Origin of the sequence: Paraburkholderia sp. NPDC080076, assembly GCF_050281145.1 — a bacterium.
Lineage (GTDB): Bacteria > Pseudomonadota > Gammaproteobacteria > Burkholderiales > Burkholderiaceae > Paraburkholderia.
This window is the reverse complement of the sequence record NZ_JBNNWQ010000002.1, coordinates 1,014,994-1,041,981: the sequence shown is the minus strand read 5'-3', so window position 1 is coordinate 1,041,981 and position 26,988 is coordinate 1,014,994. Positions and strand designations below refer to the sequence as shown.

The following is a 26,988-nucleotide window of genomic DNA, read 5'->3' as shown; positions in this document are numbered from 1 at the left end:
GCGTCTGGACCACCCGGCGCCGGCCCACGTTAGCCGTCACAAGCGGCGAGGTTGAAACCCTGTTTGGAGATCCAGATGCAGACAACAGTTAGTCTATGGCCGCTCATTGGCGTGGCCGTCATCATCGTCGGCTTTTTATTACGGTTCAATCCGATGCTGATCGTGGCGGTCGCCGCGATTATCACCGGCCTGGCCGCGCACTTCCCGCCTGAAAAGATTCTTGCCGAGATCGGCACCGGTTTCATCAAGACCCGCAATATCCCGTTGATCATTCTCCTGCCGCTCGCCGTGATCGGTTTGCTCGAACGGCATGGTCTGCGTGAGCGCGCGCAAACATGGATCGGCGGCATCAAGGCCGCCACCGCCGGGCGTCTCCTGATCGTCTATCTGCTGGTGCGCGAGCTGACCGCGGCGGTCGGTTTGACCGGACTCGGCGGCCATCCGCAGATGGTGCGTCCGCTGATCGCGCCGATGGCCGAAGGCGCGACCGAAACCCGCTTCGGCAAGATCAGCGACGCGGTGCGTTTCAAACTGCGCGCGTTCTCCGCGGCGACCGACAACGTGGGCCTCTTCTTCGGCGAGGACATCTTCGTCGCGTTCGGCGCGATCGTGCTGATGACCACCTTCCTGAAAGAAGCGGGGATCATCGTCGAGCCGATTCACGTGGCCGTGTGGGGCATTCCGACCGCCATCTGCGCGTTCATCATTCACGGTTTCCGTCTGTATCTGCTCGACCGCAAGCTCGAGCGCGAACTGCGCGGCAATGCCCCGGCGAGCAACGTCGCTGGTTCGTCGACGCAATCCGCCGCAGGAGACAAAGCATGACGCTCACGATCACCTATCTGTTCTGGCTGCTGGGCGTGGTGCTGCTGGTTGTCGGCGGCATGATCGTCACGGACAAGGATCACCCGCGCCGTTTTACCGCCGGCGGTTTCTGGATTCTCTACGCGCTGATCTTCCTGATCGGCGACAAGCTGCCGCCCGCCGTGGTCGGTGTGCTCGTGATCGTGATGGCGCTGATTGCCGGCTTCGGCGGCGTGACCGCGGGCAAGCCGAAAGTGCTGTCGCTCGAAGCGCGTAAGGCTAGCGCCGCGCGTCTGCGTAACAAGCTGTTCGTGCCCGCGCTGACGATACCGGTCGTCACCGTGATCATCACGCTGTCGGCGAGCCATCTGGTGTTCGGCGGCATGCCGCTGATCGAGAAGGCCAACGTCACACTGATCGGTTTCGGCATCGGCTGCGTGATCGCGCTCGCGATTGCCTGCGTGATGACGCGCGACACCGTCGGCCAGTCGATGAAGGAAACGCGCCGGTTGGTCGATGCGCTGTCATGGGCCGCCGTGCTGCCGCAGATGCTCGGCATGCTCGGCCTCGTGTTCTCGGACGCAGGCGTCGGCAAGGCCGTCGCACACGTGACGACGGCCTACATCAGCCTCGACTATCGCTTCATCGCGGTGGCCGTGTACTGCATCGGCATGGCGCTCTTCACCATGGTGATGGGCAACGGCTTCGCCGCGTTCCCGGTGATGACCGGCGGTGTCGGCGTGCCGATTCTGGTGGGCGTGTTTCACGGCAACCCGGCGGTGATGGTCGCGATCGGCATGTTCTCCGGCTACTGCGGCACGCTGATGACGCCGATGGCCGCGAACTTCAACATGGTGCCGGCCGCGCTGCTGGAATTGCCGGACAAGAACGCGGTGATCAAGGTGCAGATACCGACCGCGCTGACCTTGCTCATCGTGAATATCTTGCTGTTGAATTTCCTGATGTTTCTGTAGGACTCTTACCGTTGATGTGAAGAAACGCCGACGTATCGCAGGATATCTCCGCGATACGTCGGTGAAATGGACTCACTGCACGGCACGGATGCAACCGAATTAGGATGCGTCCGATCGTCGGGAAATGGGGGGCGACCATACGATGCTGGACGCTCTCCCATCCACACGCGCCGGTACGCGCAGCGCGCGCCGCCGACGCTCTCCCGCAGATTCCATGGAACATCAATCCCAGTCTGATCGCGCGCGCAACGAACCGCCGCACGCCGCTTACCTCGCCTCATTGGTCGACGCCGCGCTCGAAGCGCATCAGGCCAACCGGCTCGACGCCGCCGAATCCCTCTATCGCGAAGCCCTCGTGCTCGATCCCGTCCATACGGGAGCGCTGCACTACTTCGGCGTGCTGCAATACCAGCGCGGTGATCACGACGCCGCCGCCAGCCTGATGAGCCGCGCGCTCAAACTCGACCGTCACGATGCCGCCTGCTGGAGCAACCGAGGACTCGTGGCCGCCGCGCTCGGCCATCTCGACGAAGCGATGATCTGCTACGACCAGGCGCTGCAACTCCAACCTGATTTCGCCGACGCGCACAACAACTTCGGCGTCGCACTGCAAGCGCACGGAGACCTGGACGAAGCGATCGAACAGTACCGGTTGGCGTTGGCCTCGAACCCCACGCTGCTCGACGCGCATTTGAATCTCGGCACGGCGCTCAGCAAACTCGCGCGTTTCGACGAAGCCCTGGCGTGCTATCGCGGGGTCTTGTCGCTCGATCCGACATCGGCGGAAGCGCACTTCAACGCGGGCAATGCACATAAAGCGCGTGGCGACCAGGACGCGGCGATCGCCAGCTTCGAGCGGGCGCTGGCGCTGCGTGCGAATTATGCGGAGGCGCACGTCAATCTGGGCAGCCTGATCGGTAAGCTTGGCGACTACGCGGGCGCCGAAGCGCATTACCGGCATGCGGTCGCACTCAAACCGATTCCGGCTCACCTCGTGTGTCTGGGCGGATCGCTCGGTGCGCAAGGCCGGCTGGACGAAGAGGAAGGTTTTTACCGCCGGGCGCTCGCACTCGATCCGCACTACGCCGACGCGCATCAGAATCTCGCGTGGCTGTTGCTCAAGCGCGGTGACTATCGGCAAGGCTGGGCTGAATTCGCGCTGCGCTGGCGCAAGAGCGACTATGACGCAATCGCGGTGCCGGGCGTGGCCGAATGGCATGGCGAGCCGCTCGAAGGACGTCGTCTGCTGCTGGTCGGCGAGCAGGGTTTCGGCGACCACTTCCAGTTCCTGCGCTTTGCAAGCGTGCTCGCCCAACGCGGCGCGACGGTCGACCTGTGCGTGCGCGAACCGCTGCTACCTTTGGTCGAACGGATCGCGGGCGTGCATCGCGCATTCAGCGGCAAGCCCGACGGCGAATACGATTTCTGGGTACCGATGATGAGCGTGCCGTCGTGCATCGGCATGGATCTCTCCGACATTCCCGCAGACGTGCCCTACCTGTTCGCCGATAAAGCGAAGATCAAGGCATGGCGCAAACGGCTCGGCGCGGCCGACAAATCGAAGCGCAAGGTGGGCCTCGTCTGGGCCGGCAGTCCTACATTCGGCAACGACCGCTATCGTTCGATGACGCTTACCGACGTGAGTGTGCTCAGCGAGTCGGACTACGTCGCCTGGTACGCGCTGCAGAAAGGCCCGGCGCATGCGCAACTGGCCGACGCGCCGCCGGCTTTCCGTGCCCACGATTTCACCGCCGAATTGAACAGTTTCGAAGACACGGCCGCGTTGATCATGAATCTCGACCTGGTGATCGCCGTGGACACCGGCGTCGCGCATCTGGCGGGCGCATTGGGCAAGCCGGTGTGGTTGATGTTGCCCGCCAATTCGGACTGGCGCTGGCTGGAATCGCGCCGCGACTCGCCGTGGTATCCGGGGATGAGGTTGTTCCGGCAGGCGGCGCTGGGGGATTGGGCGCCGGTGGTCAAGGAAGTGACCGAAGCGCTAAAGGCCGCTATGGCTGCGTGTGCCGCGAGCAGTTTGCGGCACACGTGAGCGTCGGACTGGGCGCTTCAGATGCCGGTTCCGTGATGGCCGAACGGCCGATACGGTTTAGGACGTTTGAGTCGCTGCGTAGATCTCGTGCCGGGCTGCGATGAAGCTCAACCCGCCTCCACCACAAACCCGTGCTGCCGCAAAATCTGCAGCACGCCTTTGCGGCCACCCAGATGCAACGCGCCGATCGCCACGAAAACCGGCTTGTTGGGCGCGGCGATCAGCAGCATCCGCGAAACGAAGCGGCGGTTGCGGTCGTAGACGATCTTGTTGTCGATCGAATCGGAGATGCGTTTGTCGCGGGCCAGTTTTTCGGATTTCGCGGCCTGCCAGGCGGCGATCGCATCCGCATCGCCCACGCGCCACAGACGGTGCAAGGTCCGCACATCCGCGACGTTTTCCGCCGGCGTCTGCACCAGATCCTGCGCCAGCATCTCGCGCTGCTGCGCGAGCGACAGCCCCGTGAACGCGCGCATCTGCTGCGACAACGTCTCCAGACCGACGATCTTGCCGCGCGTGCGGAGATAGACGTTTTGCAGTTGCGCTTCCGACCCGTACTCAGTCTGCAGGCCGGCACTCAGCGAATCGTAGGTTTCGACCAGCAACGAAGCGAGCCACGGCCGCATCTTCTTGATGGCGTCGAGCGCCGCCGGGTTGCCGTGCAGCCGGAGGGCCAGCTTGTGCCACAAAGGCTCAGGCAGCAATCCCGGCAGACAGTCGCGCCGGCAGACGCCGTACTTCGAGACGTCGTCTTGCGAAACCAGCAGTTCGTCGGGTGACAGTTCGAGCGCCAGCGTCGGCGAGGCGGCGAGTGCGCCGAGGATCGGTGCGCGGAAAGGCTGATTGGCGGGGTAGTCGGCGGGATCGCCGACATGCAGCGTGCCCAGCACGTAGATGGTGGTCGTGCCGCGTGTCGCGACATAGAACGGCATGCGCGCAGGCTGCGCGCGCACCGGGCCGCTCGCCGTGGTGCCCGGCAAGGCAGGCGGCGCAACGGGCGGCGGATTGAGGCCCGGCAAACTGGTGCGTGGCGGCGCCGGCATGTTGGGCACCGGGAGCGCCGGACGCCCCGCCTGCGCGGGTGCATTGGCGGCCGCCCCGGCGGCATGCGCGACGCCGATCGGCCCGACGCCGGGATGAAATACGGAACAAACGCCGAAGAGCGCGGCACCGGTCAGTGCACGCGCCCTCCAGCGCCGCGTGAAAGCAGCATTCAGGCCGCCATCACGCAAGCGGCGCGTAAGACGACGCGCCGCCAACCCATCAGGCATCCACGTCCCCCACCTCCTCGGCGCGGTGACACGAGACCTGGCGGCCATCCACTTCGCGCAGCTTCGGTTCTTCGCTGCGGCAGCGGTCGATCACGTACGGGCAGCGCTGATGAAACGTGCAACCCGACGGCGGATTCAGCGGCGAGGGCATTTCACCTTGCAGCTTGATCTTGATCGTGCGATCCGCCTCGAAGATCGACGGCGTGGCCGACATCAGCGCGCGCGTGTACGGATGACGCGGGTTCGAGAAAATCCGCTTCTTGTCGCCGAGCTCCGCCACGCCGCCGAAGTACATCACCATCACGTCGTCGGCGATATGCTCCACCACCGAGAGGTTGTGCGAGATGAACACGTAGCTGGTCTTGAACTGCTCCTGCAGATCCATGAACAGATTCAGAATCTGCGCCTGGATCGACACGTCGAGCGCCGACACGGGTTCGTCGGCGACCACGATCTGCGGGTCGAGAATCATCGCGCGCGCAATCGCCACGCGCTGGCGCTGACCACCGGAGAACATATGCGGATAACGCTTCGCATGTTCCGGACGCAGGCCGACGGTGCGCATCATCTGCGCGATCCGTTCGGCGCGCTCGGTCACGCTTAGTTGCGTATTGATCGCAAGCGGCTCGCCGAGCGTCTGCTCGACGGTCTTGCGTGGATTCAGCGAGGCAAACGGGTTCTGGAACACCATCTGCACGCGCCGACGCAGCGCCGCGATTTTCGCGTGATCGGCGCCGGCCACGTCTTCACCGTCGATCAGCAGACGGCCCGCGGTGGGCGCTTCGATCATGGTCAATTGACGCGCGAGCGTCGATTTGCCGCAGCCGGATTCGCCGACCACCGCCAAGGTCTTGCCGCGGTCGAGCGCGAACGAGACGCCGTTGAGCGCCTTCACCGTGCCCGACGCGAACATGCCGCGCTTGACCGTGTAGTAGCGCGCCAATTGCTCCGCGACCAACACGTGATCGCCCGCATGGTCCGACTGGCGCCGCGTTTCGAGTACTGCGTTCATCGTGCGCCTCCATGGGTGTGAACGTTGGCGTCGCCGCTCAGGTTCAGGGGTTTGATGCAGCGCACGCGCGCCACTTCAGCGTGACCTTGCATCGGCGCGAGCGCGGGCCGCGCTTTCATGCAGTCGTCGACCACATACTTGCAGCGCGGCGCGAACAGACATCCTTTGGGACGATCGTCGCGACCCGGCACCATGCCCGGCAATGCAGCGAGCCGCACGGCGCCGACATTGTGCTCGGGAATCGCCGCCAGCAACGCTTCCGTGTACGGATGATGCGGCGCGGCGAAGATGTCGGGCACGCGGTTGGTCTCGATCACTTCGCCAGCGTACATGACCGCGACGCGTTGCGCGACCTCGGACACTACGGCCAGATCGTGCGAGATCAGCACGAGCGCCATGCCGCGTTCCTTCTGCAGCTTGATCAGCAGCTCCATGATCTGCGCCTGGATCGTCACGTCGAGCGCGGTGGTCGGCTCGTCGGCGATCAGCAGCTTCGGGTTGCAGGCAATCGCCATCGCGATCATCACGCGCTGGTTCATGCCGCCCGACATCTGATGCGGAAACGAACCAATGCGGCCTTTCGGGTCGGGAATGCCGACCTGATCGAGCAGTTCCAGCGCGCGCTTGTCCAGCGCACTACCGCGCAAGCCTTCATGCAGCTTCAGCACTTCCTTGATCTGATAACCGACGGTGTAGCTCGGATTCAGACTGGTGAGCGCGTCCTGGAACACCATCGCGATGTCTTTGCCGATGATCTTGCGGCGTTCCTTCGCTGACGCCTTCAGCAGGCTCTTGCCGTTGAAGGTGATTTCGTCGGCGGTCACGATGCCCGGCGCGTCGATCAGGCCCATCAGCGCCATCATCGTCACACTCTTGCCCGAGCCCGATTCGCCGACCACGCCGACCACTTCGCCCGGCGCGACATCGAGGTTGATCCGGTCGACAGCGGGCAGTCCGTTGAAGTTCACCGCCAGATTGCGGATGGTCAATAAGGTACTCATGTCAGGCCATCCTTTTCAGTTTGGGATCGAGTGCGTCGCGCAGCCCGTCGCCGAGCAGATTGATCGCGAGCACCGAGATCAGGATGGACAGACCCGGCATGGTGACGATCCACCAGGCGCTGTCGATGTAATCGCGCGCCGAGGCCAGCATCGCGCCCCACTCCGCCGACGGCGGTTGCACGCCGAGGCCGAGAAAGCCGAGTGCCGCGGCGTCGAGAATCGCCGACGAAAAACCCAACGTGGCCTGCACGATCAGCGGCGCGGTGCAGTTCGGCAGCACTTGCGAGAACATCAGACGCAAGGTGCCGGCGCCCGCCACGCGCGAGGCCGTCACGTACTCCTTCTGCAACTCGCCTTGCGCCGATGCGCGCGTCAAACGCACATAGCCCGGCAGCGCGACGATCGCGATTGCCAGCATCGTATTGACGAGACCCGGACCGATGATCGCCACCACCGCGACGGCGAGCAGCAGCGACGGCAACGCGAGCAGCACGTCCATGATGCGCATGATCGGCGTGTCGGCCCACTTCTCGAAGAAGGCCGCGATCAGACCGAGCACGACGCCCGGAATCAACGCGAGCACCACCGAGACGAAGCCGATCCAGAACGACAGCCGCGCGCCGTACATCAGACGCGAAAGGATGTCGCGGCCCGCTTCGTCGGTGCCGAGAATGAACTTCCAGTTGCCGCCCTCGAGCCATGCGGGCGGAATCTTCACGAAGTCGCGGTATTGCTCGATCGGACTGTGCGGCGCGATCAACGGCGCGAAGATCGCGATGAAGATCAGCACGAGCACGATGACGCCGGCGCTGACCGCGCCACGGTTACGCGAGAAATTCGCCCAGAATTCCCGGGCGGCGATAGCGCGGCCACTCGGAGGAGTGACCGACTGGGGGACTGTATTTTGAATGTCTGCCATTTCGGTTCACCTCGTATGGCGGATGCGCGGATTCAGCACGCCGTACAACAAATCGACGACGAGGTTCACGACGATCACCAGCGTGGCAATCATCAGGATACCGCCCTGCACTACCGGATAGTCGCGCCGGCCGATCGCGTCGATCAGCCACTTGCCGATACCCGGCCACGAAAACAGCGTCTCGGTCAGCACCGCGCCCGCGAGCAGCGTGCCGACCTGCAGACCGATCACCGTCACCACCGGAATCAGCGCATTGCGCAATGCATGCACGACGATCACGCGCCCCGGCGACAAGCCCTTCGCGCGCGCGGTGCGGATGTAGTCCTCACGCAGCACTTCGAGCATCGACGAGCGCGTCATGCGGGCGACGACCGCCAGCGGAATCGTGCCGAGCACGATGGCCGGCAGGATCAGATGGCTCAGCGCGGACTTGAACGCGCCTTCGTCGGTGGACATCATCGCGTCGATCAGCATGAAGCCGGTCACGTGCGGAATGTCGTATTCGACCGCGATGCGGCCGGACACCGGCGTCCAGCCGAGCTTCACGGAGAACACCATGATGAGGATCAAGCCCCACCAGAAGATCGGCATCGAGTAGCCTGTCAGGGCCGTGCCCATCACGCCGTGATCGACCACCGTGCCGCGCCGCAACGCCGCGAACACGCCCGCCGGCAAGCCGACGATCAGCGCGAACAGCATCGCGCAGATCGACAGTTCGACGGTAGCGGGAAAGCGTGCGAGGAATTCGCCCATCACGCTTGTGTTGGTGATGATCGAGGTGCCGAGGTCGCCGTGCAGCGCGCGTCCGATGTAGTGGACGTACTGCATCGGCAAGGATTCGTCGAGCCCGAGCCGGTGCATCGCGGCGGCGTGCATGGCGGGATCGACGCCGCGCTCGCCCATCATCACTTCGATGGGGTCGCCCGGTATCAGGTGAATCAGCGCAAACGCGAGGATCGTGATGCCGATGAAGGTCGGAATCACCATGCCGATGCGGCGCAAAACAAAGCGGAACATGGTTCGTCCCTATGGTCTTGGTGAAGAAAAAACGCAACCGGCGACGAGGGCTCGTGACCCCGGTCGCCGGACCATTTCGACCAGTTTTCTAACCGTGCGAAAAGCGTACTGCGCGAATTTTACGACTAGCTTGACGAATTACTTGATGCTGACGCCATCGAAACGCGCGTAGCCGAGCGGTTCGATGCGCATGTCCACCACCTTCTTGCTGACAGGCTGGTACACCGTGGAGTGAGCGATCGGCGAGAACGGCAGTTGTTGCGCGAAAATCTGCTGCGCCTGCATGTAAGCCGTCGTGCGCGCGCCCTGATCGGACGTGACGCGACCCTTCTGGATCAGGTCGTCGAACGGCTTATAGCACCACTTCGAGAAGTTGTTGCCGTTCACCGCTTCGCAGCCGAGCAGCGTGCCGAGCCAGTTGTCCGGATCGCCGTTGTCGCCGGTCCAGCCAATCAGCATCGTGTCGTCCTCACCTGCGTGAGCGCGCTTGATGTACTCGCCCCACTCATACGTGACGATCTTCGCCTTCACGCCGATCTTGGCCCAGTCGGCCTGGATCATTTCCGCCATCAGGCGGGCGTTCGGGTTGTACGCGCGTTGCACCGGCATCGCCCACAGCGTGATGTCGAAGCCGTTCGGGTAGCCAGCCTTCGCCAGCAGGGCCTTGGCCTTGTCGGTATCGTAAGACGCGCCCTTCAGGTTCTTGTCGTACGACCATTGGGTCGGCGGCATCGGATTCGTGGCAGCCTGGCCCGCGCCCTGGTACACGGAGTCGATGATCGCCTTCTTGTTGATCGCCATGTCGAGCGCCTGACGCACTTCGACCTTGTCGACCGGCTTGTGCGTCACGTTGTACGCGAGGTAGCCGAGGTTGAAGCCCGGTTGCGACGGCATCGCGATGTTCGCTTCAGCCTTCAGCGGCGCGATGTCGGCGGGACGCGGATAGCTCATCACCTGGCATTCGTCGCGCTTGATCTTCTGCACGCGCACGCCGGCGTCCGGCGTGATCGAGAAGATGAGCTTCGAGATCTTCACCGTGTTCGGCTTCCAGTAATCCGGATTGCCGTCGAAGCGGATCGTCGCGTCCTTCGTGTAGCTGCGGAAGATGAACGGGCCCGTGCCGACCGGGAACTGGTTGATGTCGGCGGCCTTGCCGGCTTTCATCAACTGGTCGCCGTATTCACCCGAGAGAATCGACGCGTATTCCATTGCCAGATTCTGGATGAACGGCGCGTTGACTTCCTTCAGCGTAAACTTGACCGTGTACGGATCGACCTTTTCGACGCTGGTGATCAGCTTGTCGAGGCCCATGTCCGTGAAGTACGGGAACTGAACCGGGTAAGCCTTATGAAAGGCCGAGTTCGGGTCCAGCATGCGCTGGAACGTGAACACGACGTCGTCCGCATTGAATTCGCGCGTCGGCTTGAAGAACGAGGTGGTCTGGAACTTCACGCCATGACGCAGATGGAACGTGTACGTCTTGCCGTCCGCGGACACGTCCCACTTTTCGGCGAGGCCCGGTTCGACCTTGGTGCCGCCGCGTTCGAATTCGACGAGACGGTTGTAGACCGTGAACGTATTAGCCGTGAAATCGGTGCCCGTGGTGTATTGGGCAGGATCGAAACCCGCAGGGCTGCCTTCTGAGCAGTAGACCAGGGTTTTGTTCGGAATCTCAGCGCGGGCGACACTTGCGCCCACCATCGATGCCGCTGCAGCTGCGACGAGCGTCGTAACACGCGCGGCGCGCAACAGATTGTTTTGCTTCATGTTTCCTCCAGGTTCGTGGCCGGCTCCCGCCGGCGTAGCGCGATATTACTTGAGCTTGGCTCACAGCACCAAGCGGAGGAAATTCCAGGTGTGTCGATCGGAGTTACCGCTTTGCCGGTTACTCCGATCCCACGCAGCGTGGACGATCGGAAACCATTCGGGCATAAGGGCCGCCGCACGCCGGCGCTGGCCGGAGCATGCGGCTTTAGAGGGTCGTCTCAGCAAAAAACGGCCCGCGGGCCTTATTTCAGACCCACATTCATGAATTGCGTCGGGCCGAACGGGTCGATCTTGAAGCCCGTGACGTTCTTGCTAATCGGCTGATAGACCGTGGAGTGGGCGATCGGCGTGAACGGAACCTGATCCTTGAAAATCTCCTGGGCTTCCGTATAAGCCTTGGTGCGCTCAGGCAGAGCGGTCGTGCCACGGCCCTTTCTGATCAAATCGTCATAAGGTTTGTAGCACCATTTGGAAAAGTTACTGCCGTTGACCGCGTCGCAGCCCAGCAATACGCCGAGCCAGTTATCCGGATCGCCATAATCGCCGGTCCAGCCGATCAGCATGGCTTCATGCTCGCCGGCATGGCCGCGGCGAATATATTCGCCCCATTCAAAGGTGGCGATCTTCACTTTGACGCCGATCTTCGCCCAATCGGATTGCAGCATTTCCGCCATCAGCCGCGCATTCGGGTTATAAGGCCGTTGAACCGGCATGGCCCACAGCGTCAAATCGAAGCCGTCCGGATAACCTGCCTGTTTCAGCAGCGCTTTGGCTTTTTCGGTGTCGTACGGGGCGTCCTTCAGATTCTTGTCGTAGCCCCACTGGGTCGGCGGCATGGGGTTGGTCGCCGCCTGGCCCGCGCCTTGATACACCGACTCGATAATCGCTTTCTTATTGATCGACATATCGAGCGCGCGGCGCACCAGCACGTTGTCGAGCGGCTTTTTGGTGGTGTTGTAGGCGATATAGCCGAGGTTGAAACCCACCTCGTTCGGCATGACGAGCGACGCATCGGTTTTCACCGTCGGAATATCGGCGGGACGCGGATACGACATCACCTGGCATTCGCCGCGTTTCAGTTTCTGCAGACGCACGGCCGGATCGACGGTAATCGCGAATATCAGCTTGCCGACTTTGACAACGCCCGGCTTCCAGTAGTCGGGATTACCGTCGAAGCGAATCGTGTCGTCTTTCGTATAGCTGCGGAAAATAAATGGACCGGTGCCGACCGGATACTGATTGATATCCGACGCTTTACCCGCTTTCAATAACTGATCGCCGTATTCCGCCGAGAGAATCGAGGCGAACGGCATCGCGATCTGTTGTAAAAACGGTGCGTCGACTTCCTTCAGCGTGAAACGCACCGTGTACGGATCGACCGCTTCGACCTTCGTGATGTTCTTGGCGAGGCCCAGATCGGTGAAATACGGGAACGGCACCGAGTACGCCTTGCGGAACGGTTGCTCCGGATCGAGCATGCGCTGATAGGTGAAGACGACGTCGTCCGCATTGAATTCGCGCGTCGGCTTGAAGAACGCCGTGGTCTGGAACTTCACGCCGTGGCGCAAATGAAACGTATAGGTCAGCCCGTCCGGCGACACGTCCCATTTCTCGGCGAGACCCGGCTCGATATCCGTGCTGCCGTGCGCGAACTCGATCAGGCGGTTGTAGACCGTGTACGACCCCGCGCTGAACTCGACGCTGGTGGTGTATTGCGCACTGTCGAAGCCCGCCGGACTGCCCTCGGAGCAGAACACGAGGGTCTTGTCAGGCAGCTTGGCCGCGTCGGCGACGGCGGGCGAAAACCCGGCGCTCAGAACCGCACAGACGCTCAACGCCGGAAGGCAGGTTTGGCGAACTGCAAACAGCAACTTGGATACCGTCATCACGTTCTCCGCACAGCAGCCACGTCAGCTGCGCTTTGATCATAGACAGCACAAAAATCGGGTTCAATGCGGGCTTACGCGCCGCAAGCTTGGGTCGGGCAGGCGTGTTTGTTGCGACGCAGCAGCCGTTGCGACGATTGTGCCAGCGTCGGATTGGTCATTCCGGCTACATTCGCCTGACGCTCGCATGGCATTTGTGGCGCGAAAAAAAACCGCACGGCTGCGTCAGCCGCGCGGTTTCGTCTCGACAACGTGATAGGAGCTTAAACGCCCAACCGTTCGCAGATCGCTTTGGTCGCTGCGGCGCCGTTCAGCGTGTAGAAGTGCAGACCCGGCACTTTGGCGTCGATCAGACGCCCGCACAGGTCGGTCACCACATCCAGCCCGAACGCGCGAATCGACTCGCGGTCGTCGCCGAAGCTCTCCAGGCGGCGCGCGATCCAGCGTGGCACTTCAGCGCCGCACATCTCCGAGAAACGCATCAGTTGCGAGAAGTTCGTGATCGGCATGATGCCCGGCACGATCGGCACATCCACGCCGAGCTTCTTCGCGTCGTCGACGAAACGGAAGTACGCGTCCGCGTTGAAGAAGTACTGCGTGATCGCCGAATTGGCGCCGGACTTCACCTTGCGGGCGAAGTTTTCCAGATCGTGACGCGGCGAGCGCGACTGCGGGTGGTATTCCGGGTAGCCGGCCACCTCGATCCAGAACCAGTCGCCGAACTCGGCACGAATGAAGCTCACCAGTTCCGACGCATAGCGCAGCTCGCCGACTTCGCCCATGCCGGACGGCAGATCGCCGCGCAGCGCGACGATGTGGCGAATGCCATGCGCGCGGTATTCGTTGAGAATAGCGCGCAGGCTCTCTTTCGACGAGCCGATGCACGACACGTGCGGCGCCGCTTCGAGCCCTTCCTTCGCCATATCGACGACGGTATCGAGCGTGCCCTGTTGCGTCGAGCCGCCGGCGCCGAACGTGACGGACACGAACTTGGGCTTGAGCGTGGCGAGCTGGGCGCGTGTGGCGCGCAGCTTGTCGACGCCTTCCTGCGTTTTAGGCGGGAAGAATTCGAATGAAAGTTCGATCGGGTTCATGATTCAGTGGGTCAACCGAGACTGCGGTTGCCAAAAATAAGCGCGGACAGCAGCCACGAAACGATGCTGTACAGGATCGAGCCGAAGAACGCCGACCAGAAACCCGACACTTCAAAGCCCTTCAGCAGCGACGCGCACAGCCAGAAGCACAGCGCATTGACCACCAGAATGAAGAGTCCGAGCGTGAGAATCGTGACGGGCAGCGTCAGCAGAATCAGCAATGGCCGCAGGATCGTGTTGATCAACCCGAGCACCACCGCGACGATCAATGCGGTGCCGAAACTGCGGATATGAATCGACGGCACGAGGTGGGTGATGATCAGGAGCGCAAGCGCGTTGATCAGCCAGGTCAGCAGCACGGTCATGTAGAGCTCCTTTGGCAGGATGTCCGATAACGGGAAAAAGCGCGCAACGGAGAGCGGCAGGCGGGCATGGCGAACAAAGCGGCGCATGATGCGCCGCCCTGTCGTCAAACTGTCATGCTGTCAAACCGCCTGCAGCGCGCTTAATAGCGGTAGTGGTTCGGCTTGAACGGACCGTTTTTGTCGACGCCGATGTAGCCGGCCTGATCGTCCGACAGCACGGTCAGGTTCGCGCCGATGCGCGCCAGATGCAGGCGTGCGACCTTCTCGTCCAGATGCTTCGGCAACACGTACACCTTGTTCTCGTACTTCTTGCCTTGCGTGAACAGTTCGATCTGCGCGAGCGTCTGGTTCGTGAACGAATTCGACATCACGAACGACGGGTGACCGGTCGCGCAACCCAGGTTCACGAGGCGGCCTTCAGCCAGCAGGATCACGCGCTTGCCGTCCGGGAAAATGATGTGGTCGACTTGCGGCTTGATGTTGTCCCACTCGTACTGACGGCTCGACGCCACGTCGATTTCCGAGTCGAAGTGACCGATGTTGCAGACGATCGCGTTGTGACGCATCGCCTTCATGTGGTCGTGGCCGATCACGTGGTAGTTGCCGGTTGCCGTCACGAAGATGTCGGCCTTGTCCGCCGCGTATTCCATCGTCACGACGCGGTAGCCTTCCATCGCCGCCTGCAGCGCGCAGATCGGATCGATTTCGGTAACCCACACGGTCGCGCCGAGACCGCGCAACGATTGCGCGCAGCCCTTGCCCACGTCGCCGTAACCGGCAACCACGGCGATCTTGCCCGCGATCATCACGTCGGTCGCGCGCTTGATACCGTCGACCAGCGACTCACGGCAGCCGTACAGGTTGTCGAACTTCGACTTGGTGACCGAGTCGTTGACGTTGATGGCCGGGAACGGCAGGCGGCCTTCTTTTTCCATCTGATACAGACGGTGCACGCCGGTCGTGGTTTCTTCCGTCACGCCCTGGATGTGTGCGAGGCGCGTGGAGTACCACGTCGGGTCAGCGTCCAGATGACGCTCGATCGACTTGTACAGCGCGACTTCTTCCTCGTTGGTCGGCTTCGAGATCACCGAGCGGTCTTTTTCAGCCTTCGAGCCGAGGATCAGCAGCAACGTGGCGTCGCCGCCGTCGTCGAGGATCATGTTGGCGAATTCGCCGTTCGGCCATTCGAAAATGCGGTGCGAGAATTCCCAGTACTCGTCGAGCGATTCGCCCTTGAACGCGAACACCGGTGTGCCGGCCTTGGCGATCGCCGCGGCGGCATGATCCTGCGTCGAGAAGATATTGCACGATGCCCAGCGCACGTCCGCGCCGAGCGCGGTCAGCGTCTCGATCAGCACGCCGGTTTGAATCGTCATGTGCAGCGAACCTGCGATGCGCGCGCCCTTCAGCGGCTGCTGCGCCTTGTACTCTTCGCGCGTCTGCACGAGACCGGGCATTTCCGTCTCGGCGATGTTGAGTTCCTTGCGGCCCCAGTCGGCAAGCGACATGTCGGCAACAACGAAATCCTGGGAATTTTTGGAATCGATAACTGCGGCGTTCATCACGCCCTCCTTTCTAAGAAATTGACTAGAAATTTGACGTGAGCGCGGTTCGATGCGGTGGATGGGAAAGCGCTATGCGCATCCGAGCCCTCCGATTGAAGTCTCCGAGCCTGGCGGGCAGCCGGCGAATAGCCTGATTCGCGGTACCCGTCGCAACGCTCCTCGGCGACGAACGGCGATTGTAGCAAATCGAGATGGCTTCGGGGCGCGCGCGTTTTCTTGGATTTCGTGTGTGCGCGAAGCCGACGCGATGGATGCCGCGTGACTTACGACGCGGCAGTCTCCGCCATCACGTTAGCCGCGCGCAATTGCGCGATGCCTGCGCGCGCGGTGTCGACGAACTGCCTGGAAACACGGAACGCTTCAGCGACATCGGCGGGATCCGGAATCTGCAGTCCGAGTGCGATGCGGAAATAGCGTTCGGCGTGAATCCCCGCGTGGTAATGCATGCGCACGCGCTTCACGTCATTCAGCCGCGGGTTGCCGAATATATCGCGCAGCGCCCACGACAACGCGCCGTCTTCGCCGCCTATACGGCGAAACGCATCGTCCGTTGGAAAGCCGCCGAGTGCGAGGTACACGGCGCGGCGAATGAACAGGCCGCTCGGCACCGTATTGCTGAGCGTCGCCGCGTGCGCGGCGAAGTCGGGATGGGCCGTGAGGTCGCGCGGAAAATCCGCGTACTCGACGTCAAGCCGCACGGACACGTCCTTCGGGTTTTGCGCGAGGAATGCACTCGCGGCGGAGAGTGCGCCGGGAAGGTATTCGTCGTCGGCGTCGAGGAAGGCGATCAGGTCGTGCGACGCATGCATCGCGCCCCAGTTGCGCGCTCGCGCCGCGCCGCCGTTGTAAGGCATTCGTAGCAGACCCACGCGCGCGTCGACGCGGCCGATTTGGGCCACGATGTCCGCGGAGGCATCGGCCGAGCCGTCGTCCACCACGATGATCTGTGCGGCTTCAGGCTGAATCCGGCAACTTTGCAAAGCACGCGCGAGTGTCGCCGCGCCGTTATAGCAGGGAATGATGATCGAAACGGGCGTCATGATGAACGGGCGAGATGGGCGGGGCGGCGGTGGAGATCCACAGATGTTATGCCGTTCGCGCGCCGCTCCATCTTGAAATGGGTGCGACGTCTTCTCCTCGGCGCAGAGCCTGACTTCGGCCGAACACAACGACCGCGTTTGTCGACCGCGACGCCGGCGCGCAGCCATACCGACCGCTCCGTACGACCTTTCTGCAATATAAACATATTGACTTACAATCACTGAGATCATTCCAATTTGGAATTCTGGAGCCTGAGATCGTGGAACTACGTGCGCTGCGGTATTTCGTCGAAGTGGTGCGTCAGCAAAGTTTCACCGTCGCCGCCGAGCAGATGTTCGTCACGCAGCCGACCATCAGCAAGATGGTCAAGTCGCTGGAGGATGAAATCGGCTCCCCGCTTTTGCTGCGCGACGGGCGCCAGATGGTGCTGACCGATGCCGGCCGGATCGTCTACCAGCGCGGTCAGGACGTGCTGGCGGCGCACGCGCAGTTGCAAGCTGAACTGAACGATCTCGACACGCTCGGCCGCGGTCAACTCACGATCGGCATTCCGCCGATGGGCGGCTCGCTCTTCACGCCGGCGATCGCCGCGTTTCGCCAGCGCTATCCGAAAATCGAACTAAAGCTGTTCGAGCAGGGTTCACGCGCCATCGAGACGGCGCTGATCAACGGCGAACTGGACTTAGGCGGCGTGTTGCAACCGGTCGACCCGGAAAATATCGACGTGCTGCCCATGACGCGTCAGTTGCTATGGCTGGTCGCGCGCACCGGCTCTAGCTGGGACGATCTGCACGAAGTGCCGCTCGCGCAACTCGCCGACGAGCCGTTCGTGTTTTACGGCGAAAGTCTCGCTCTCAATGATGTCGTGCTGAACGCGTGCCGTACCGCCGGCTTTGCGCCGACCATCGTCGGACGCAGTGGGCATTGGGATTTCATGGCGGCGCTGGTGCTTGCCGGTGTCGGCATCGCGCTGTTGCCGGCGCCGTATTGCCGGCGTCTCGACCCCGCGCAGTTCACCTGCCGGCCGGTGGTGGAACCGGAAATTCCGTGGGAAATGGCAATCGGCTGGCGCCGCAATGGTTATCTGTCGCACGCCGCGCGCGCATGGCTCGAGGTCGCCCGTGAGGCGTTGCCCGGTCAGGCCGGCGACGATTTCATGCTTGGGCCGGGCATCGGCGTGACCGGCATCACGACGCCGTTTCCGACACCGCCCGCCAAATGACAAGACGATGCCGCCCGACGTGAACCGGGCGGCATGTCTCGCATGCTTGGTCCTGGCCGTGCTTACTATTGCGCAACGAACTCGATGCGGCGGTTGGCGAAGCGACCGCTCGCCGTGTCGTTGCTCGCGACCGGACGCGCTTGACCGTAGCCTTGCGCCATCAGCGATTTAGCCGGGACGCCCGTCTTGACGAGATAGGCACGCACCGCTTCCGCACGTTGCTTCGACAATTGCAGATTCGCCTGTTCGCCGCCGACGTTGTCCGAATAGCCCGCCACTTCCAGCCGCGCCGTCTTGCCGTTGCGCGCGCAGGCGTTCAGCACGCGCGCCGACTGGTTCAGATCTTCCACCGCCGAAGCAGGCACATGCGCGCTGGCGCTCGCGAAGTTGATCACCTGCAGGTTCAGCACCTTGACCACGTCTGCTGTGACGCACGGGCTATCCGGCGTGAGCAGGCTCTTGATCGCGCCGCGGAAGTTCTCGTTGGCATCGGCGACGGCGTGCGCGACGTCGAACGAACCGATCTGATACGACGTGCCGAGCAGCGACTTCAGTTCGTCGAGCAAGCCGAGCTTCTTGTCCGCTGCGGTGCCGCTCAGTTCGATCTGCGTGCCAAGCACTTTCACTTCCGCGCCGGGCAGCGACAGCAGCGGCAACAGGCCGTCGAAATGGACCAGCCAGTCGGCCGGCTTCGTGGCCGGATCGACCGTGATGTTCGGGACGAAATTGTATTGACCGAGGCGCTTGGTCAACTCATCCATGAATTGGGTCTTTTCGGCTTCGCTGCCGACGGTGGCCGTGAGCGTCGGTTTGCCGGCGGCGTCGACGGTGAAGCTGAGCTGGCTGTCCTGGGTCGGCGCGGGTGCGGCGGCTGGTTGCTGCGCGTCGCTTGCGCCGCTCGCTGAACTCGCGGGCGTCAATGCGCTGGCTGCCGACGCCAGCACCGCCGCATCGCTGGCGGCTAGCACAGCAGCTGAAGCCTGAACCGGCGCCGATGCCGGCGGTGTGGTCACCGCCGCTTCGGAACTGCCGTGCCCGTCGGCGCGGCTGACGCTCTGCTGGCTTTGGCAGCCGCGCAGAAACAGAAAGGCCAGCACCGCCGCGACGACCGCGAGCAGCCACCACAGCCACGTGTGCGAATGGCGTTCTTCGCGCACCACAGCGTCCACAGGCACGTGGACGTTCGACAACGCGTCGGCCACCGGCTTGGCCGCGGGCGTCGGATGATCGATATGCGACGAAACGGCCTTCAACTGCGCCAGAATGTTGCCGACAAACGCGCCAAGGCCGCTCAGGCCGAGCGTGGCCATCAACCGGTCGTTCAGATAAGGCGCAATGACCGGCAGTTGATGACCGAGCAGCGTGGGCAATTGCCCGGCATTGCCCTGACCTTCGAGACAATGCCGCTTCAGCAAGCCAAGCAGGGTTGCACCGACGATGCCCGTCATGGCATGCGTGGCGTGCGCCGGCACCCCGGTTTGCGAGGCGACCTCATCGCTCAGCGCGTCGACGGGGCGGTCCAGCGCCCGTTCGAGCAACTGCCGCCCGGCCATTTCCAGTTGGCTCACGCCGTTCGTGCTGCCAACCAGATGCGGCAACTGTTCGGCGATATGGCCGTTCACCTCCGGCGAGAGAATCGTAGCGAAAAGCGAACGCGCGCCGTCAAGCGTCGCGCCCTTTTGCATCAGGCCCGCGATGAGCGACGGCGCCGTGGTGGCCAGCACCTTTTGAGTCGCGTCCGGCGGCAGCCCGAAGCGCCCCGCTAGCTGCCGTACGACACCGTCCGTCATGGCGGACTGAATCAATTGAATTGCGTTGATGCTCATCGCTTCGCTTCCTGGAGTTCCCGAACGCGCCACCTGACGCGCTGCCTTTTGCGGCGCGATTATAAGTTTCAGGAAATCTCATAAACGAAACGGCACAATTTATGACGAATTGGCAGACGTTCACCCAATTTGTCTCATATTTACCAGCAGGAAATGAAAACGTCGCCGAACGCTCAGGCGGTATTCGTCGCCACGCCAGCCCTGCCGAGTGACGCCATCTTCAGGTCCGCTTGCGACTCGCGTCGTGCCGCCGCGATCAGATCGGCCGCGCGTTCACCGATCATCACCGTCGGCGAATTGGTATTGCCGCCGATCAGCGTGGGCATCACCGAGGCATCGACGATCCGCAGCCCCGTGACGCCTCGCACTCGCAATTGCGGATCCACCACCGAGCGCGCGTCGCCGCCCATCCGACAGGTCGCCACCGGGTGATAGATCGTGTCGGCATGCTCGGCGATCGTGCGGCGCAACTCGGCGTCCGACTGGCCGGGATGCGTGTACAACTCGCTGCCGCCATGCAGCGCGAGCGACGGTGCATCGAGAATGCGCCGCGCCATCCGCGCGCCGTCCACCAGCAGATCGAGATCGCGCGGATCGCTGAAAAAGCGTGGGTCGATCACCGGCGCGGTGCGCGCATCGGCGTTTGCCAGCGTCACCGTACCGCGGCTATGCGGCCGCAATACGCACACGTGCAGCGAATAACCGTGGCCCCAATGCATGTGACGGTTGTGATCGTCGACGATGGCCGCACAGAAATGCAGTTGCACATCCGGCCGGTCGAGCGTCGGATTGCTCTTCAGAAAGCCGCCCGCCTCGGCGACATTGCTCGACAGCATGCCGCGCCCGTGGCGCATGAACGTGACGAACTGCGGCAACATCCGCGCGATGCCACGAATCGAAAACCCGGTCGGTTCGATCGACGAAACCTGTTTGTTGATGGTGAAATCTATGTGGTCGATCAGGTTCTGGCCCACCTCCGGCGCGTCGTGCAGCACGGCAATGCCGAGCGATTGCAGATGCGCCGCCGGTCCGATACCCGAACACATCAGCAGTTGCGGCGAATTGAACGCGCCCGCGGCGAGCACCACCTCCGCGCGTGCTTCGAGCGTTTGCGTGCGGCCGCCGCGCACGATCTCCACGCCGCTCGCGCGCTTGCCGTTGAAGGCCACGCGCAGCACCGTCGCGTCGGCAATCGTGTGCAGGTTGGGACGCTCGCGGTCGTAGATATAGGCGCGCGCCACACTGCAGCGGCGTCCGTCGCGCTGCGTCACCTGGTAGAAGCCGATCCCTTCCTGATCCGCGCCGTTGAAGTCGCCGTTCGGCTTGTATCCGGCTTCTATAGCCGCCTGCACGAAACGGCGCGAAAACGGATTCTGATAACGCAGATCGGAGACGGTGAGCGGGCCGCTGTCGCCATGCCATGCATCGGCGCCGCGCTCATTGCCTTCGGCGCGGCGGAAATACGGCAGCACTTCCGCCCATGACCAGCCTTCGCAGCCCAGTTCCGCCCATTCGTCGTAATCGAGCGGATGGCCGCGCGTATAGATCATCGCGTTGATCGCGCTTGATCCGCCGAAGCCGCGCCCGCGCGGCTGATAACCTTGTCGTCCGCCGAGCCCCGGCTGGGGCGTGGTCAGATAACCGTAGTTGGTCTTGAGTTTGTGCGGCACCACGGCCGCCACGCCGACCGGCATGTTGACGAACAGATTGCGGTCCGTGTGCGGGCCGGCTTCGATCAGGGCGATCGTCGCGTCCGGGCAGCTATCCGCGAGACGGCTCGCCAGCGCGCAACCTCCCGAGCCTGCACCGACGATGATGTAGTCGTATTGCATCCGCTCCTCCTGATGGGCGCGCATTGCTCGCGAACCCTGTCACGTGCACACTTGTCTACGTGCGCTTTACCGGCATTGTAGGGAGCGTTCGGATAGCGCGGCGGGTTCGCGTCAGAGCGATTCCTCTAAACGTAAGCGGCGCCGCGACTCTATGATGAAAGACGCGCTTGCGCCCGCCGGGCGGCCGCGCACGGCATTCAAACACGGCGTCGTACGCGCCGTCCTCTCGGCCCGCGGCACGACACGCGGCGATCAAACAGCGCACTGCCGACCGACGCCGGCGAGCATGCGTTGAACGGAGACAGCAGATGGAACGGCACAGCTTCGGCCAGACTCACGAGGTGACCAATCAGGTTCCACCGCTGGCGGACTACAACCTGTTTTCCAGCGACGCCGCGTTGTCGGCCGCCCTCGAACGCGACGGCGCCGGGTGGCATCGCGGCGCGTTGCTGCAGCACGGCGCGGCGCTCACCGCGCCGGACACGCTGGCGCTCGCCGAACTCGCCAACCGCCATTCGCCTGAATTATTCACGCACAGTCCACGTGGCGAGCGCATCGACGCGCTGGAGTTTCATCCTTCGTGGCACACGCTGCTTTCGCTCCTGCGCCGCGAAGGTCTGCACGCGCTGCCGTTTTCCGATCCGCAACGCGGCGCAATGGTTGCACGCTGCGCCGGCTACTTCCTGCATGCGCAAATCGAATCCGGTTCGCTCTGCCCGCTGACGATGACCTTCGCGAGCATCCCCGTGTTGCAACGCGAACCCGCGCTATTCGCCACGTTGCGCGACAAGCTCTACGCGCGCGAGCACGATCCGCGCGACGTGCCGCTCAAGCAGAAAACCTCTGCGATGATCGGCATGGGTATGACCGAAAAACAGGGCGGCTCGGACGTGCGCAGCAATCAAACCCGCGCCTATTCCACCGCCGGCAGCGGCCGCGGCGCCGCCTACCGGCTCGTCGGCCACAAGTGGTTTTTCTCCGCGCCGCAGTGCGACGCGCATCTCGTGCTCGGCCGCACCGACGAACACGAAGGCCTCTCGTGCTTCTACGTGCCGCGCTTCGCGCCGGACGGGCGCAAGAACAACGTGCAGATCCAGCGCCTGAAAGACAAGCTCGGCAACCGCTCGAATGCGAGCAGCGAAGTCGAATTCCTCGACGCGTTCGGCATCATGATCGGCGACGAAGGACGCGGCGTGCCGACCATCATCGAAATGGCGAATTACACGCGGCTCGATTGCGTGATCGGCAGCGCGGCCTTGATGCGGGCGGCGCTCGTGCAGGCCATCCACCACGCGCGCCATCGCAGCGCGTTCGGCCGGCATCTCGCCGATCAGCCGCTGATGCGCAACGTGCTCGCCGACCTGGCTTTGGAATCGGAAGCGGCGACGGTGCTGTTCATGCGGCTCGCGCGCGCTTTCGAGGAGTCCACCGACGCCGCCTCCACCTCGCTTGCCGAGCGCGCGTGGCGCCGCATCGTCACGCCCGCGGCGAAATACTGGGTCTGCAAGCGCGCGCTGGAATTCACCGGCGAGGCGATGGAAGTCTGGGGCGGCAACGGCTACGTCGAAACCGGTCCGATGGCGCGCTTCTATCGTGAAGCGCCGGTGAATTCGATCTGGGAAGGTTCCGGCAATGTGATGTGCCTCGACGTGCTGCGCGCGATGGAGCGCGAACCGGAAGCGGCGCAGGCATTGTTCGCCGCATGGCAAGCGGACGCGCAAGCGCATCCGGCGTTGAGCGCCGCGCTCGGCAAACTCGCCGCTACGCTCAACGGACCGGCCGAGCACCGCGAAGCCTCGGCGCGGCGGATCGCGCAGCAGGTCGTGCTGATCGCTCAGGCGACCTTGCTTCTCAAACATGCGCCTGGCGAAGTCGCAGAAGCATTCATTGCCACGCGTCTTGCCGACGGCTGCGGTGAGAGCGGCCGTGTGTACGGCACGCTGCCGGCCACGTTCGATCACGCGGCGATCAGCGAACGGGCTTTTCCCGCCTGACGTTCGGCACGCCGCGAAGCAGCACGAGCACATCCAATAAAAGCGCGACTCGACGCGCAACGATATCCGTCAGGGAGTGGACACATGAAGAACGATCTACCAGAGGTCGTCGCGCTCGAAGCGCTGCTGCGCGATCAGCGCCACGCATATCTGCGTACGCCGTATCCGTCGTGGGAGACACGCGCCGCGCATCTGAAAGCGCTGCGCAAAGTCATGCTCGACAATCGCGACGCGCTCGCCGACGCGATGAACGCCGACTTCGGCAATCGCGCGAAACAGGAAGTGCTGCTCGCCGAATTCCTGCTGGTGAAAGAAGAGATCAACGGCGCGCTGAGACACGGCAAGCGCTGGATGAAACCGCAGCGCCGCAGCACCAACAAATGGCTGCTGCCGGCGCGCGCGAAAGTCGTGCCGCAGCCGCTCGGCGTGGTCGGCATCATCGTGCCGTGGAATTATCCGGTGTTGCTCGCCGTCGGACCGCTCATCAGCGCGTTGACCGCCGGTAATCGCGCGATCATTAAAATGTCCGAACTGACGCCACGCACCTCGGCGCTGTTCGAGCAGTTGATCGGACAAACCTTCGCGCGCGATCACGTCGCGGTCGTGAACGGCGACGCCGCGCTCGCCGCCGCGTTCAGCGCGCAGCCCTTCGACCACTTACTGTTCACCGGCTCGACCAAGGTCGGCCACGAAGTGATGCGCGCCGCCGCCGAGCATCTGACGCCGGTCACGCTCGAACTGGGCGGCAAGTCGCCGGCCATCATCGGCGCGCACGCGCGCTTCGACAACGCGGTGGACAACCTCATCGCCGGCAAGACACTCAACGCGGGACAAACCTGCGTCGCGCCGGATTACGTACTGGTGCCGCGCGGCAAGGAGCAGGCGTTCATCGAACGGGCGCGTGCGCGGATGACGAAGATGTACCCGAACTTCGGCAACAATCCGGATTACACCTCGATCATTTCAGAGCGCCACTTTGCGCGCCTCGAACGTCTCGCCGACGAAGCTCACGCCGCCGGGGCGCAACTGCACGCGCTCACCGACAGTTCACCCGATGCAACAAGCCGCCGCTTCCCGCTGATCGCCGTCACCCACGCGCCCGACGAATGCGCGCTGATGCAGGAGGAAATCTTCGGGCCGCTGCTGCCGGTCGTGCCCTACGACACGCTCGATGACGCGATTGCATGGATCAACGCCCGGCCGCGCCCGCTCGCGCTGTATCTCTACGCCGACGACGCCGCCACGATCGACCGCGTGACGCACGAAACCATCGCCGGCGGCATGGCGATCAACGAAACGCTGATGCATCTGGCGTGCGAAAGCTTGCCGTTCGGTGGCGTCGGCGCGAGTGGAATGGGCGCGTATCACGGCTACGAAGGCTTCGTGACTTTCTCGAAGATGAAGCCGGTACTGACGCAGGCGCGTCTGAACGCCCGTGGCTGGATTTCACCACCGTACGGCAAACGGGTGAACGCGCTGCTGAAACTGATGATGCGGTTCTAACGTTCAGCGCGCCGCCGGGCCGCCTTCGATTTCGGTGGCCTCCACGTCGATGACGTCTTGCGCGTCGACACTCGCGGCTTGCGGCGGCTCGTTCTCCGCGCCGCTTTCCAGCCGATGCAGCCACGCGAGCATTTCCGCCACCGCCTGGTAAAGCTGCGGCGGAATCCGCGCGTCGAGATCCACCTGCATCAGCAGGGAAACCATTTCAGGCGCCTCGTGCACATACAGGCCGGCTTCCTTGGCCCGTTGCACGATCATCTCGGCCAGCATGCCGTAGCCTTTGGCGATCACGCGCGGCGCGGGATCGCCGCCTTGGGCGTCGTAGACGAGCGCGGCCGCGCTGCGGCGATGTTTGCGACTCATCTCACATGTCCCAATCAAAATCGTCGAGCGGCGCGGGTTCCGTGCGGCTGGTTCGCGCCGTGCGGCGCACGCCCGTGGTTCGGTTCGTTGCCGAACCGGCCGCACCGCCCGCCTCTGCCGAACTGCCCGCCGAAGCTGACCGCGCATACGCCGACGCTGCCGCCTGAGCGGCCGCCGCACCCGCTGCATTCGCGGCGCTGGCGGGCGCGCCGCCGCCGATCTCGCGAATCGTCAACCCATTCAATTGGATGCCCGCCGCCGCGAGCCGCTGACGGAAACTCTCGCCCTGCATCGCAAGGCGCGCGGCGCCGTTGGGACTCGCCTGCACGCGCGCGACGAGCCGCGTGCCGGTCAGTGTCAGTTCCGCGTCGACGGTGCCGAGCGTCGGCAACGACAGCGTCAGGCGGGTGCGCCACGGCTGGTCGTCCTCGCTCGCCGAGCCGCCGCCGCTGCGGTCCCATTCATCGCCGTCCTGTTCGATGGTCCAGTCGAGTTTGGCGCCCGGCCACGCTTCGCCGGTCCAGCGAAACTGGCCGGTCGCGAGCAGATCGAGCTGCTGGCGCACCAACGGCACGGTTGCGGGATGAACCGCGGCGGCCATCGACTGCGAATTCTGCGAGGCGCCGCCGTCGACGGTTTGTGCCGCCGCGCTATGCAGGCTCGCACGCGTGGGTTGGCCGTTCAGGTCGGACAGGGAACTGGCCAGCACCTCGCCGGCCACGAAACGCGCGGCTTGCGCGTTAGGAATCGAGGGCGCCCCGCGAGCGGCGGCGCCGGCGTCCGGCGCGCCGCTGTTCGATGAACCATTCGGCGCCGCACCCGTGCCTTGCCGGGCGGACGGATTGGCGGGGGCCGCCTCGCCGCCGTCGTTCGCCCAGTCGAGCGGCAGTTGGGCGGCAGCGGCCACGAGTTTGTTTTGCGCTTCGCCCGCGAGCGAAGCGGGCGAACGCTGGCCCGCCAGCCATTGCGCGAGATGCGCTTCGTAGAAGAGGCCACTGTCGCCGACAGTCTGTTCGAGCGCGGCCGCGAGCGCCGCGACCGGCACTTGGGCCGCCGCCACATTGGCGGTGGCCGCGGTTCCAGCGGCATTGGGATTGGTGGTGGGAGCAGCGGAACCCGTCGCAGCCGCGGACGTGTCGAACAACGGCAACACACCGACTTCGACGTCGAGCGCCGGCGCGGCCGGCCAGATCGGCGTCTGGCCGATCACGGCGGGCGTCGCCTCGCCGCCCGAGCGCACGATCGCATTGAGCGTCAGCGCGACAGCGGACAGCGCGGTCTGGGCGGAAGGCTGCGGCACGGGCGTCTCAATGAGCGCCGGCATGGTCGGCGCGGTTTCGACGCCCGCCGTGCCGGCCTGCGAAGCGGCCGCACTGCCTGGCGCGATGTTGAGCAGACTGTCGATCCGGCTCGCGAGCACCGAAGCGACAGCCGTGTCGATTCCGTTCATGCCGATTCCTTGGTCACATTGGCGGCGTCGCG

At 63.7% G+C, this 26,988-nt stretch carries 21 protein-coding genes and 1 riboswitch; of the genes, 6 read left to right on the top strand and 15 right to left on the bottom strand.

Features of this window, described 5'->3' with window-relative positions; genetic code table 11:
- Window positions 1-75 precede the first annotated feature (75 nt).
- From ACQKRQ_RS12000 to ACQKRQ_RS11990, 3 genes are all read left to right on the top strand, one after another.
- Complete coding sequence (locus ACQKRQ_RS12000) at window positions 76-825, top strand: DUF969 domain-containing protein (protein WP_132376639.1); 750 nt, start codon at window positions 76-78, stop codon at window positions 823-825.
- Window positions 822-1,778, top strand: a complete 957-nt coding sequence (locus ACQKRQ_RS11995; RefSeq protein WP_408234765.1) for a DUF979 domain-containing protein — start codon at window positions 822-824, stop codon at window positions 1,776-1,778. The genes ACQKRQ_RS12000 and ACQKRQ_RS11995 overlap by 4 nt, the downstream gene beginning before the upstream one ends.
- Window positions 1,779-1,992: 214 nt before the next feature.
- Window positions 1,993-3,828 (top strand): tetratricopeptide repeat protein, encoded by a 1,836-nt coding sequence (locus ACQKRQ_RS11990; RefSeq protein ID WP_427477079.1) that lies wholly within the window; start codon window positions 1,993-1,995, stop codon window positions 3,826-3,828.
- A gap of 107 nt (window positions 3,829-3,935) precedes the next feature.
- Here the strand turns inward: ACQKRQ_RS11990 and ACQKRQ_RS11985 are convergent, their stop codons facing one another.
- From ACQKRQ_RS11985 to ACQKRQ_RS11935, 11 genes are all read right to left on the bottom strand, one after another.
- Window positions 3,936-5,099 carry a TraB/GumN family protein gene (locus tag ACQKRQ_RS11985; protein WP_132376636.1) on the bottom strand — a complete coding sequence of 388 codons (1,164 nt, stop codon included), beginning with the start codon at window positions 5,097-5,099 and terminating at the stop codon, window positions 3,936-3,938.
- On the bottom strand, window positions 5,092-6,111 hold the full coding sequence (locus ACQKRQ_RS11980) for a peptide ABC transporter ATP-binding protein (RefSeq protein WP_132376635.1): 1,020 nt from the start codon (window positions 6,109-6,111) through the stop codon (window positions 5,092-5,094). The genes ACQKRQ_RS11985 and ACQKRQ_RS11980 overlap by 8 nt, the downstream gene beginning before the upstream one ends.
- Complete coding sequence (locus ACQKRQ_RS11975) at window positions 6,108-7,112, bottom strand: ABC transporter ATP-binding protein (RefSeq protein WP_427477077.1); 1,005 nt, start codon at window positions 7,110-7,112, stop codon at window positions 6,108-6,110. The genes ACQKRQ_RS11980 and ACQKRQ_RS11975 overlap by 4 nt, the downstream gene beginning before the upstream one ends.
- 1 nt (window position 7,113) lies before the next feature.
- Complete coding sequence (locus ACQKRQ_RS11970) at window positions 7,114-8,031, bottom strand: ABC transporter permease subunit (RefSeq protein ID WP_106284839.1); 918 nt, start codon at window positions 8,029-8,031, stop codon at window positions 7,114-7,116.
- A gap of 6 nt (window positions 8,032-8,037) precedes the next feature.
- Window positions 8,038-9,048: an ABC transporter permease subunit gene (locus tag ACQKRQ_RS11965; protein ID WP_091798153.1), complete on the bottom strand. Its 1,011-nt coding sequence runs from the start codon at window positions 9,046-9,048 to the stop codon at window positions 8,038-8,040.
- 138 nt (window positions 9,049-9,186) lie between these two features.
- Window positions 9,187-10,815, bottom strand: coding sequence for an ABC transporter substrate-binding protein (locus tag ACQKRQ_RS11960; RefSeq protein WP_132376633.1), 1,629 nt, complete (start codon window positions 10,813-10,815; stop codon window positions 9,187-9,189).
- Between the two features lie 242 nt (window positions 10,816-11,057).
- Window positions 11,058-12,701 (bottom strand): ABC transporter substrate-binding protein, encoded by a 1,644-nt coding sequence (locus tag ACQKRQ_RS11955; RefSeq protein WP_408312416.1) that lies wholly within the window; start codon window positions 12,699-12,701, stop codon window positions 11,058-11,060.
- Between the two features lie 263 nt (window positions 12,702-12,964).
- Window positions 12,965-13,795 (bottom strand): methylenetetrahydrofolate reductase [NAD(P)H], encoded by an 831-nt coding sequence (gene metF / locus ACQKRQ_RS11950; RefSeq protein ID WP_132376631.1) that lies wholly within the window; start codon window positions 13,793-13,795, stop codon window positions 12,965-12,967.
- Between the two features lie 11 nt (window positions 13,796-13,806).
- Window positions 13,807-14,160, bottom strand: a complete 354-nt coding sequence (locus tag ACQKRQ_RS11945) for a phage holin family protein (protein ID WP_427477177.1) — start codon at window positions 14,158-14,160, stop codon at window positions 13,807-13,809.
- Window positions 14,161-14,300: 140 nt separating this feature from the next.
- A complete protein-coding gene (gene ahcY / locus ACQKRQ_RS11940) occupies window positions 14,301-15,722 on the bottom strand; it encodes an adenosylhomocysteinase (RefSeq protein ID WP_427477074.1) in 1,422 nt (473 codons plus the stop codon).
- 33 nt (window positions 15,723-15,755) lie between these two features.
- Window positions 15,756-15,892: riboswitch (S-adenosyl-L-homocysteine riboswitch) on the bottom strand.
- A 96-nt stretch (window positions 15,893-15,988) separates the two neighbouring features.
- Window positions 15,989-16,765, bottom strand: a complete 777-nt coding sequence (locus ACQKRQ_RS11935; RefSeq protein ID WP_427477072.1) for a glycosyltransferase family 2 protein — start codon at window positions 16,763-16,765, stop codon at window positions 15,989-15,991.
- Window positions 16,766-17,025: 260 nt separating this feature from the next.
- Between ACQKRQ_RS11935 and ACQKRQ_RS11930 the strand changes: the two genes are divergently transcribed.
- A complete protein-coding gene (locus tag ACQKRQ_RS11930; RefSeq protein WP_408285644.1) occupies window positions 17,026-17,988 on the top strand; it encodes a LysR family transcriptional regulator in 963 nt (320 codons plus the stop codon).
- Window positions 17,989-18,053: 65 nt separating this feature from the next.
- Here ACQKRQ_RS11930 and ACQKRQ_RS11925 read toward each other — a convergent pair whose 3' ends face one another.
- Together ACQKRQ_RS11925 and ACQKRQ_RS11920 are read right to left on the bottom strand one after the other, a co-directional pair.
- Window positions 18,054-19,814, bottom strand: coding sequence for an OmpA family protein (locus ACQKRQ_RS11925; protein WP_427477070.1), 1,761 nt, complete (start codon window positions 19,812-19,814; stop codon window positions 18,054-18,056).
- 173 nt (window positions 19,815-19,987) lie between these two features.
- Window positions 19,988-21,646, bottom strand: a complete 1,659-nt coding sequence (locus tag ACQKRQ_RS11920) for a GMC family oxidoreductase (protein ID WP_427477068.1) — start codon at window positions 21,644-21,646, stop codon at window positions 19,988-19,990.
- 308 nt (window positions 21,647-21,954) lie between these two features.
- Between ACQKRQ_RS11920 and ACQKRQ_RS11915 the strand changes: the two genes are divergently transcribed.
- Together ACQKRQ_RS11915 and ACQKRQ_RS11910 are read left to right on the top strand one after the other, a co-directional pair.
- The gene (locus ACQKRQ_RS11915) at window positions 21,955-23,640 is read left to right on the top strand and encodes an isovaleryl-CoA dehydrogenase (RefSeq protein WP_427477067.1); all 1,686 of its coding nucleotides are present in this window, start codon (window positions 21,955-21,957) and stop codon (window positions 23,638-23,640) included.
- Window positions 23,641-23,724: 84 nt separating this feature from the next.
- A complete protein-coding gene (locus tag ACQKRQ_RS11910; RefSeq protein WP_427477065.1) occupies window positions 23,725-25,143 on the top strand; it encodes a coniferyl aldehyde dehydrogenase in 1,419 nt (472 codons plus the stop codon).
- A 3-nt stretch (window positions 25,144-25,146) separates the two neighbouring features.
- Here ACQKRQ_RS11910 and ACQKRQ_RS11905 read toward each other — a convergent pair whose 3' ends face one another.
- Window positions 25,147-25,506, bottom strand: a complete 360-nt coding sequence (locus tag ACQKRQ_RS11905; RefSeq protein ID WP_132376623.1) for an EscU/YscU/HrcU family type III secretion system export apparatus switch protein — start codon at window positions 25,504-25,506, stop codon at window positions 25,147-25,149.
- Window position 25,507: 1 nt separating this feature from the next.
- Window positions 25,508-26,956, bottom strand: coding sequence for a flagellar hook-length control protein FliK (locus ACQKRQ_RS11900; protein ID WP_427477063.1), 1,449 nt, complete (start codon window positions 26,954-26,956; stop codon window positions 25,508-25,510).
- Window positions 26,957-26,988 lie beyond the last annotated feature (32 nt).

Bases quoted from the DNA above. Each gene is read 5' to 3' on its own strand.
- ACQKRQ_RS11935 (WP_427477072.1), bottom strand. From the start codon at position 16,765: ATGACGCCCGTTTCGATCATCATTCCCTGCTATAACGGCGCGGCGACA.
- ahcY (WP_427477074.1), bottom strand. From the start codon at position 15,722: ATGAACGCCGCAGTTATCGATTCCAAAAATTCCCAGGATTTCGTTGTT.
- ACQKRQ_RS11905 (WP_132376623.1), bottom strand. From the start codon at position 25,506: ATGAGTCGCAAACATCGCCGCAGCGCGGCCGCGCTCGTCTACGACGCC.
- ACQKRQ_RS11915 (WP_427477067.1), top strand. From the start codon at position 21,955: ATGGAACGGCACAGCTTCGGCCAGACTCACGAGGTGACCAATCAGGTT.
- ACQKRQ_RS11900 (WP_427477063.1), bottom strand. From the start codon at position 26,956: ATGAACGGAATCGACACGGCTGTCGCTTCGGTGCTCGCGAGCCGGATC.
- ACQKRQ_RS11995 (WP_408234765.1), top strand. From the start codon at position 822: ATGACGCTCACGATCACCTATCTGTTCTGGCTGCTGGGCGTGGTGCTG.
- ACQKRQ_RS12000 (WP_132376639.1), top strand. From the start codon at position 76: ATGCAGACAACAGTTAGTCTATGGCCGCTCATTGGCGTGGCCGTCATC.
- ACQKRQ_RS11955 (WP_408312416.1), bottom strand. From the start codon at position 12,701: ATGACGGTATCCAAGTTGCTGTTTGCAGTTCGCCAAACCTGCCTTCCG.
- ACQKRQ_RS11980 (WP_132376635.1), bottom strand. From the start codon at position 6,111: ATGAACGCAGTACTCGAAACGCGGCGCCAGTCGGACCATGCGGGCGAT.
- ACQKRQ_RS11975 (WP_427477077.1), bottom strand. From the start codon at position 7,112: ATGAGTACCTTATTGACCATCCGCAATCTGGCGGTGAACTTCAACGGA.
- ACQKRQ_RS11945 (WP_427477177.1), bottom strand. From the start codon at position 14,160: ATGACCGTGCTGCTGACCTGGCTGATCAACGCGCTTGCGCTCCTGATC.
- ACQKRQ_RS11910 (WP_427477065.1), top strand. From the start codon at position 23,725: ATGAAGAACGATCTACCAGAGGTCGTCGCGCTCGAAGCGCTGCTGCGC.
- metF (WP_132376631.1), bottom strand. From the start codon at position 13,795: ATGAACCCGATCGAACTTTCATTCGAATTCTTCCCGCCTAAAACGCAG.
- ACQKRQ_RS11920 (WP_427477068.1), bottom strand. From the start codon at position 21,646: ATGCAATACGACTACATCATCGTCGGTGCAGGCTCGGGAGGTTGCGCG.
- ACQKRQ_RS11925 (WP_427477070.1), bottom strand. From the start codon at position 19,814: ATGAGCATCAACGCAATTCAATTGATTCAGTCCGCCATGACGGACGGT.
- ACQKRQ_RS11960 (WP_132376633.1), bottom strand. From the start codon at position 10,815: ATGAAGCAAAACAATCTGTTGCGCGCCGCGCGTGTTACGACGCTCGTC.
- ACQKRQ_RS11965 (WP_091798153.1), bottom strand. From the start codon at position 9,048: ATGTTCCGCTTTGTTTTGCGCCGCATCGGCATGGTGATTCCGACCTTC.
- ACQKRQ_RS11970 (WP_106284839.1), bottom strand. From the start codon at position 8,031: ATGGCAGACATTCAAAATACAGTCCCCCAGTCGGTCACTCCTCCGAGT.
- ACQKRQ_RS11985 (WP_132376636.1), bottom strand. From the start codon at position 5,099: ATGCCTGATGGGTTGGCGGCGCGTCGTCTTACGCGCCGCTTGCGTGAT.
- ACQKRQ_RS11990 (WP_427477079.1), top strand. From the start codon at position 1,993: ATGGAACATCAATCCCAGTCTGATCGCGCGCGCAACGAACCGCCGCAC.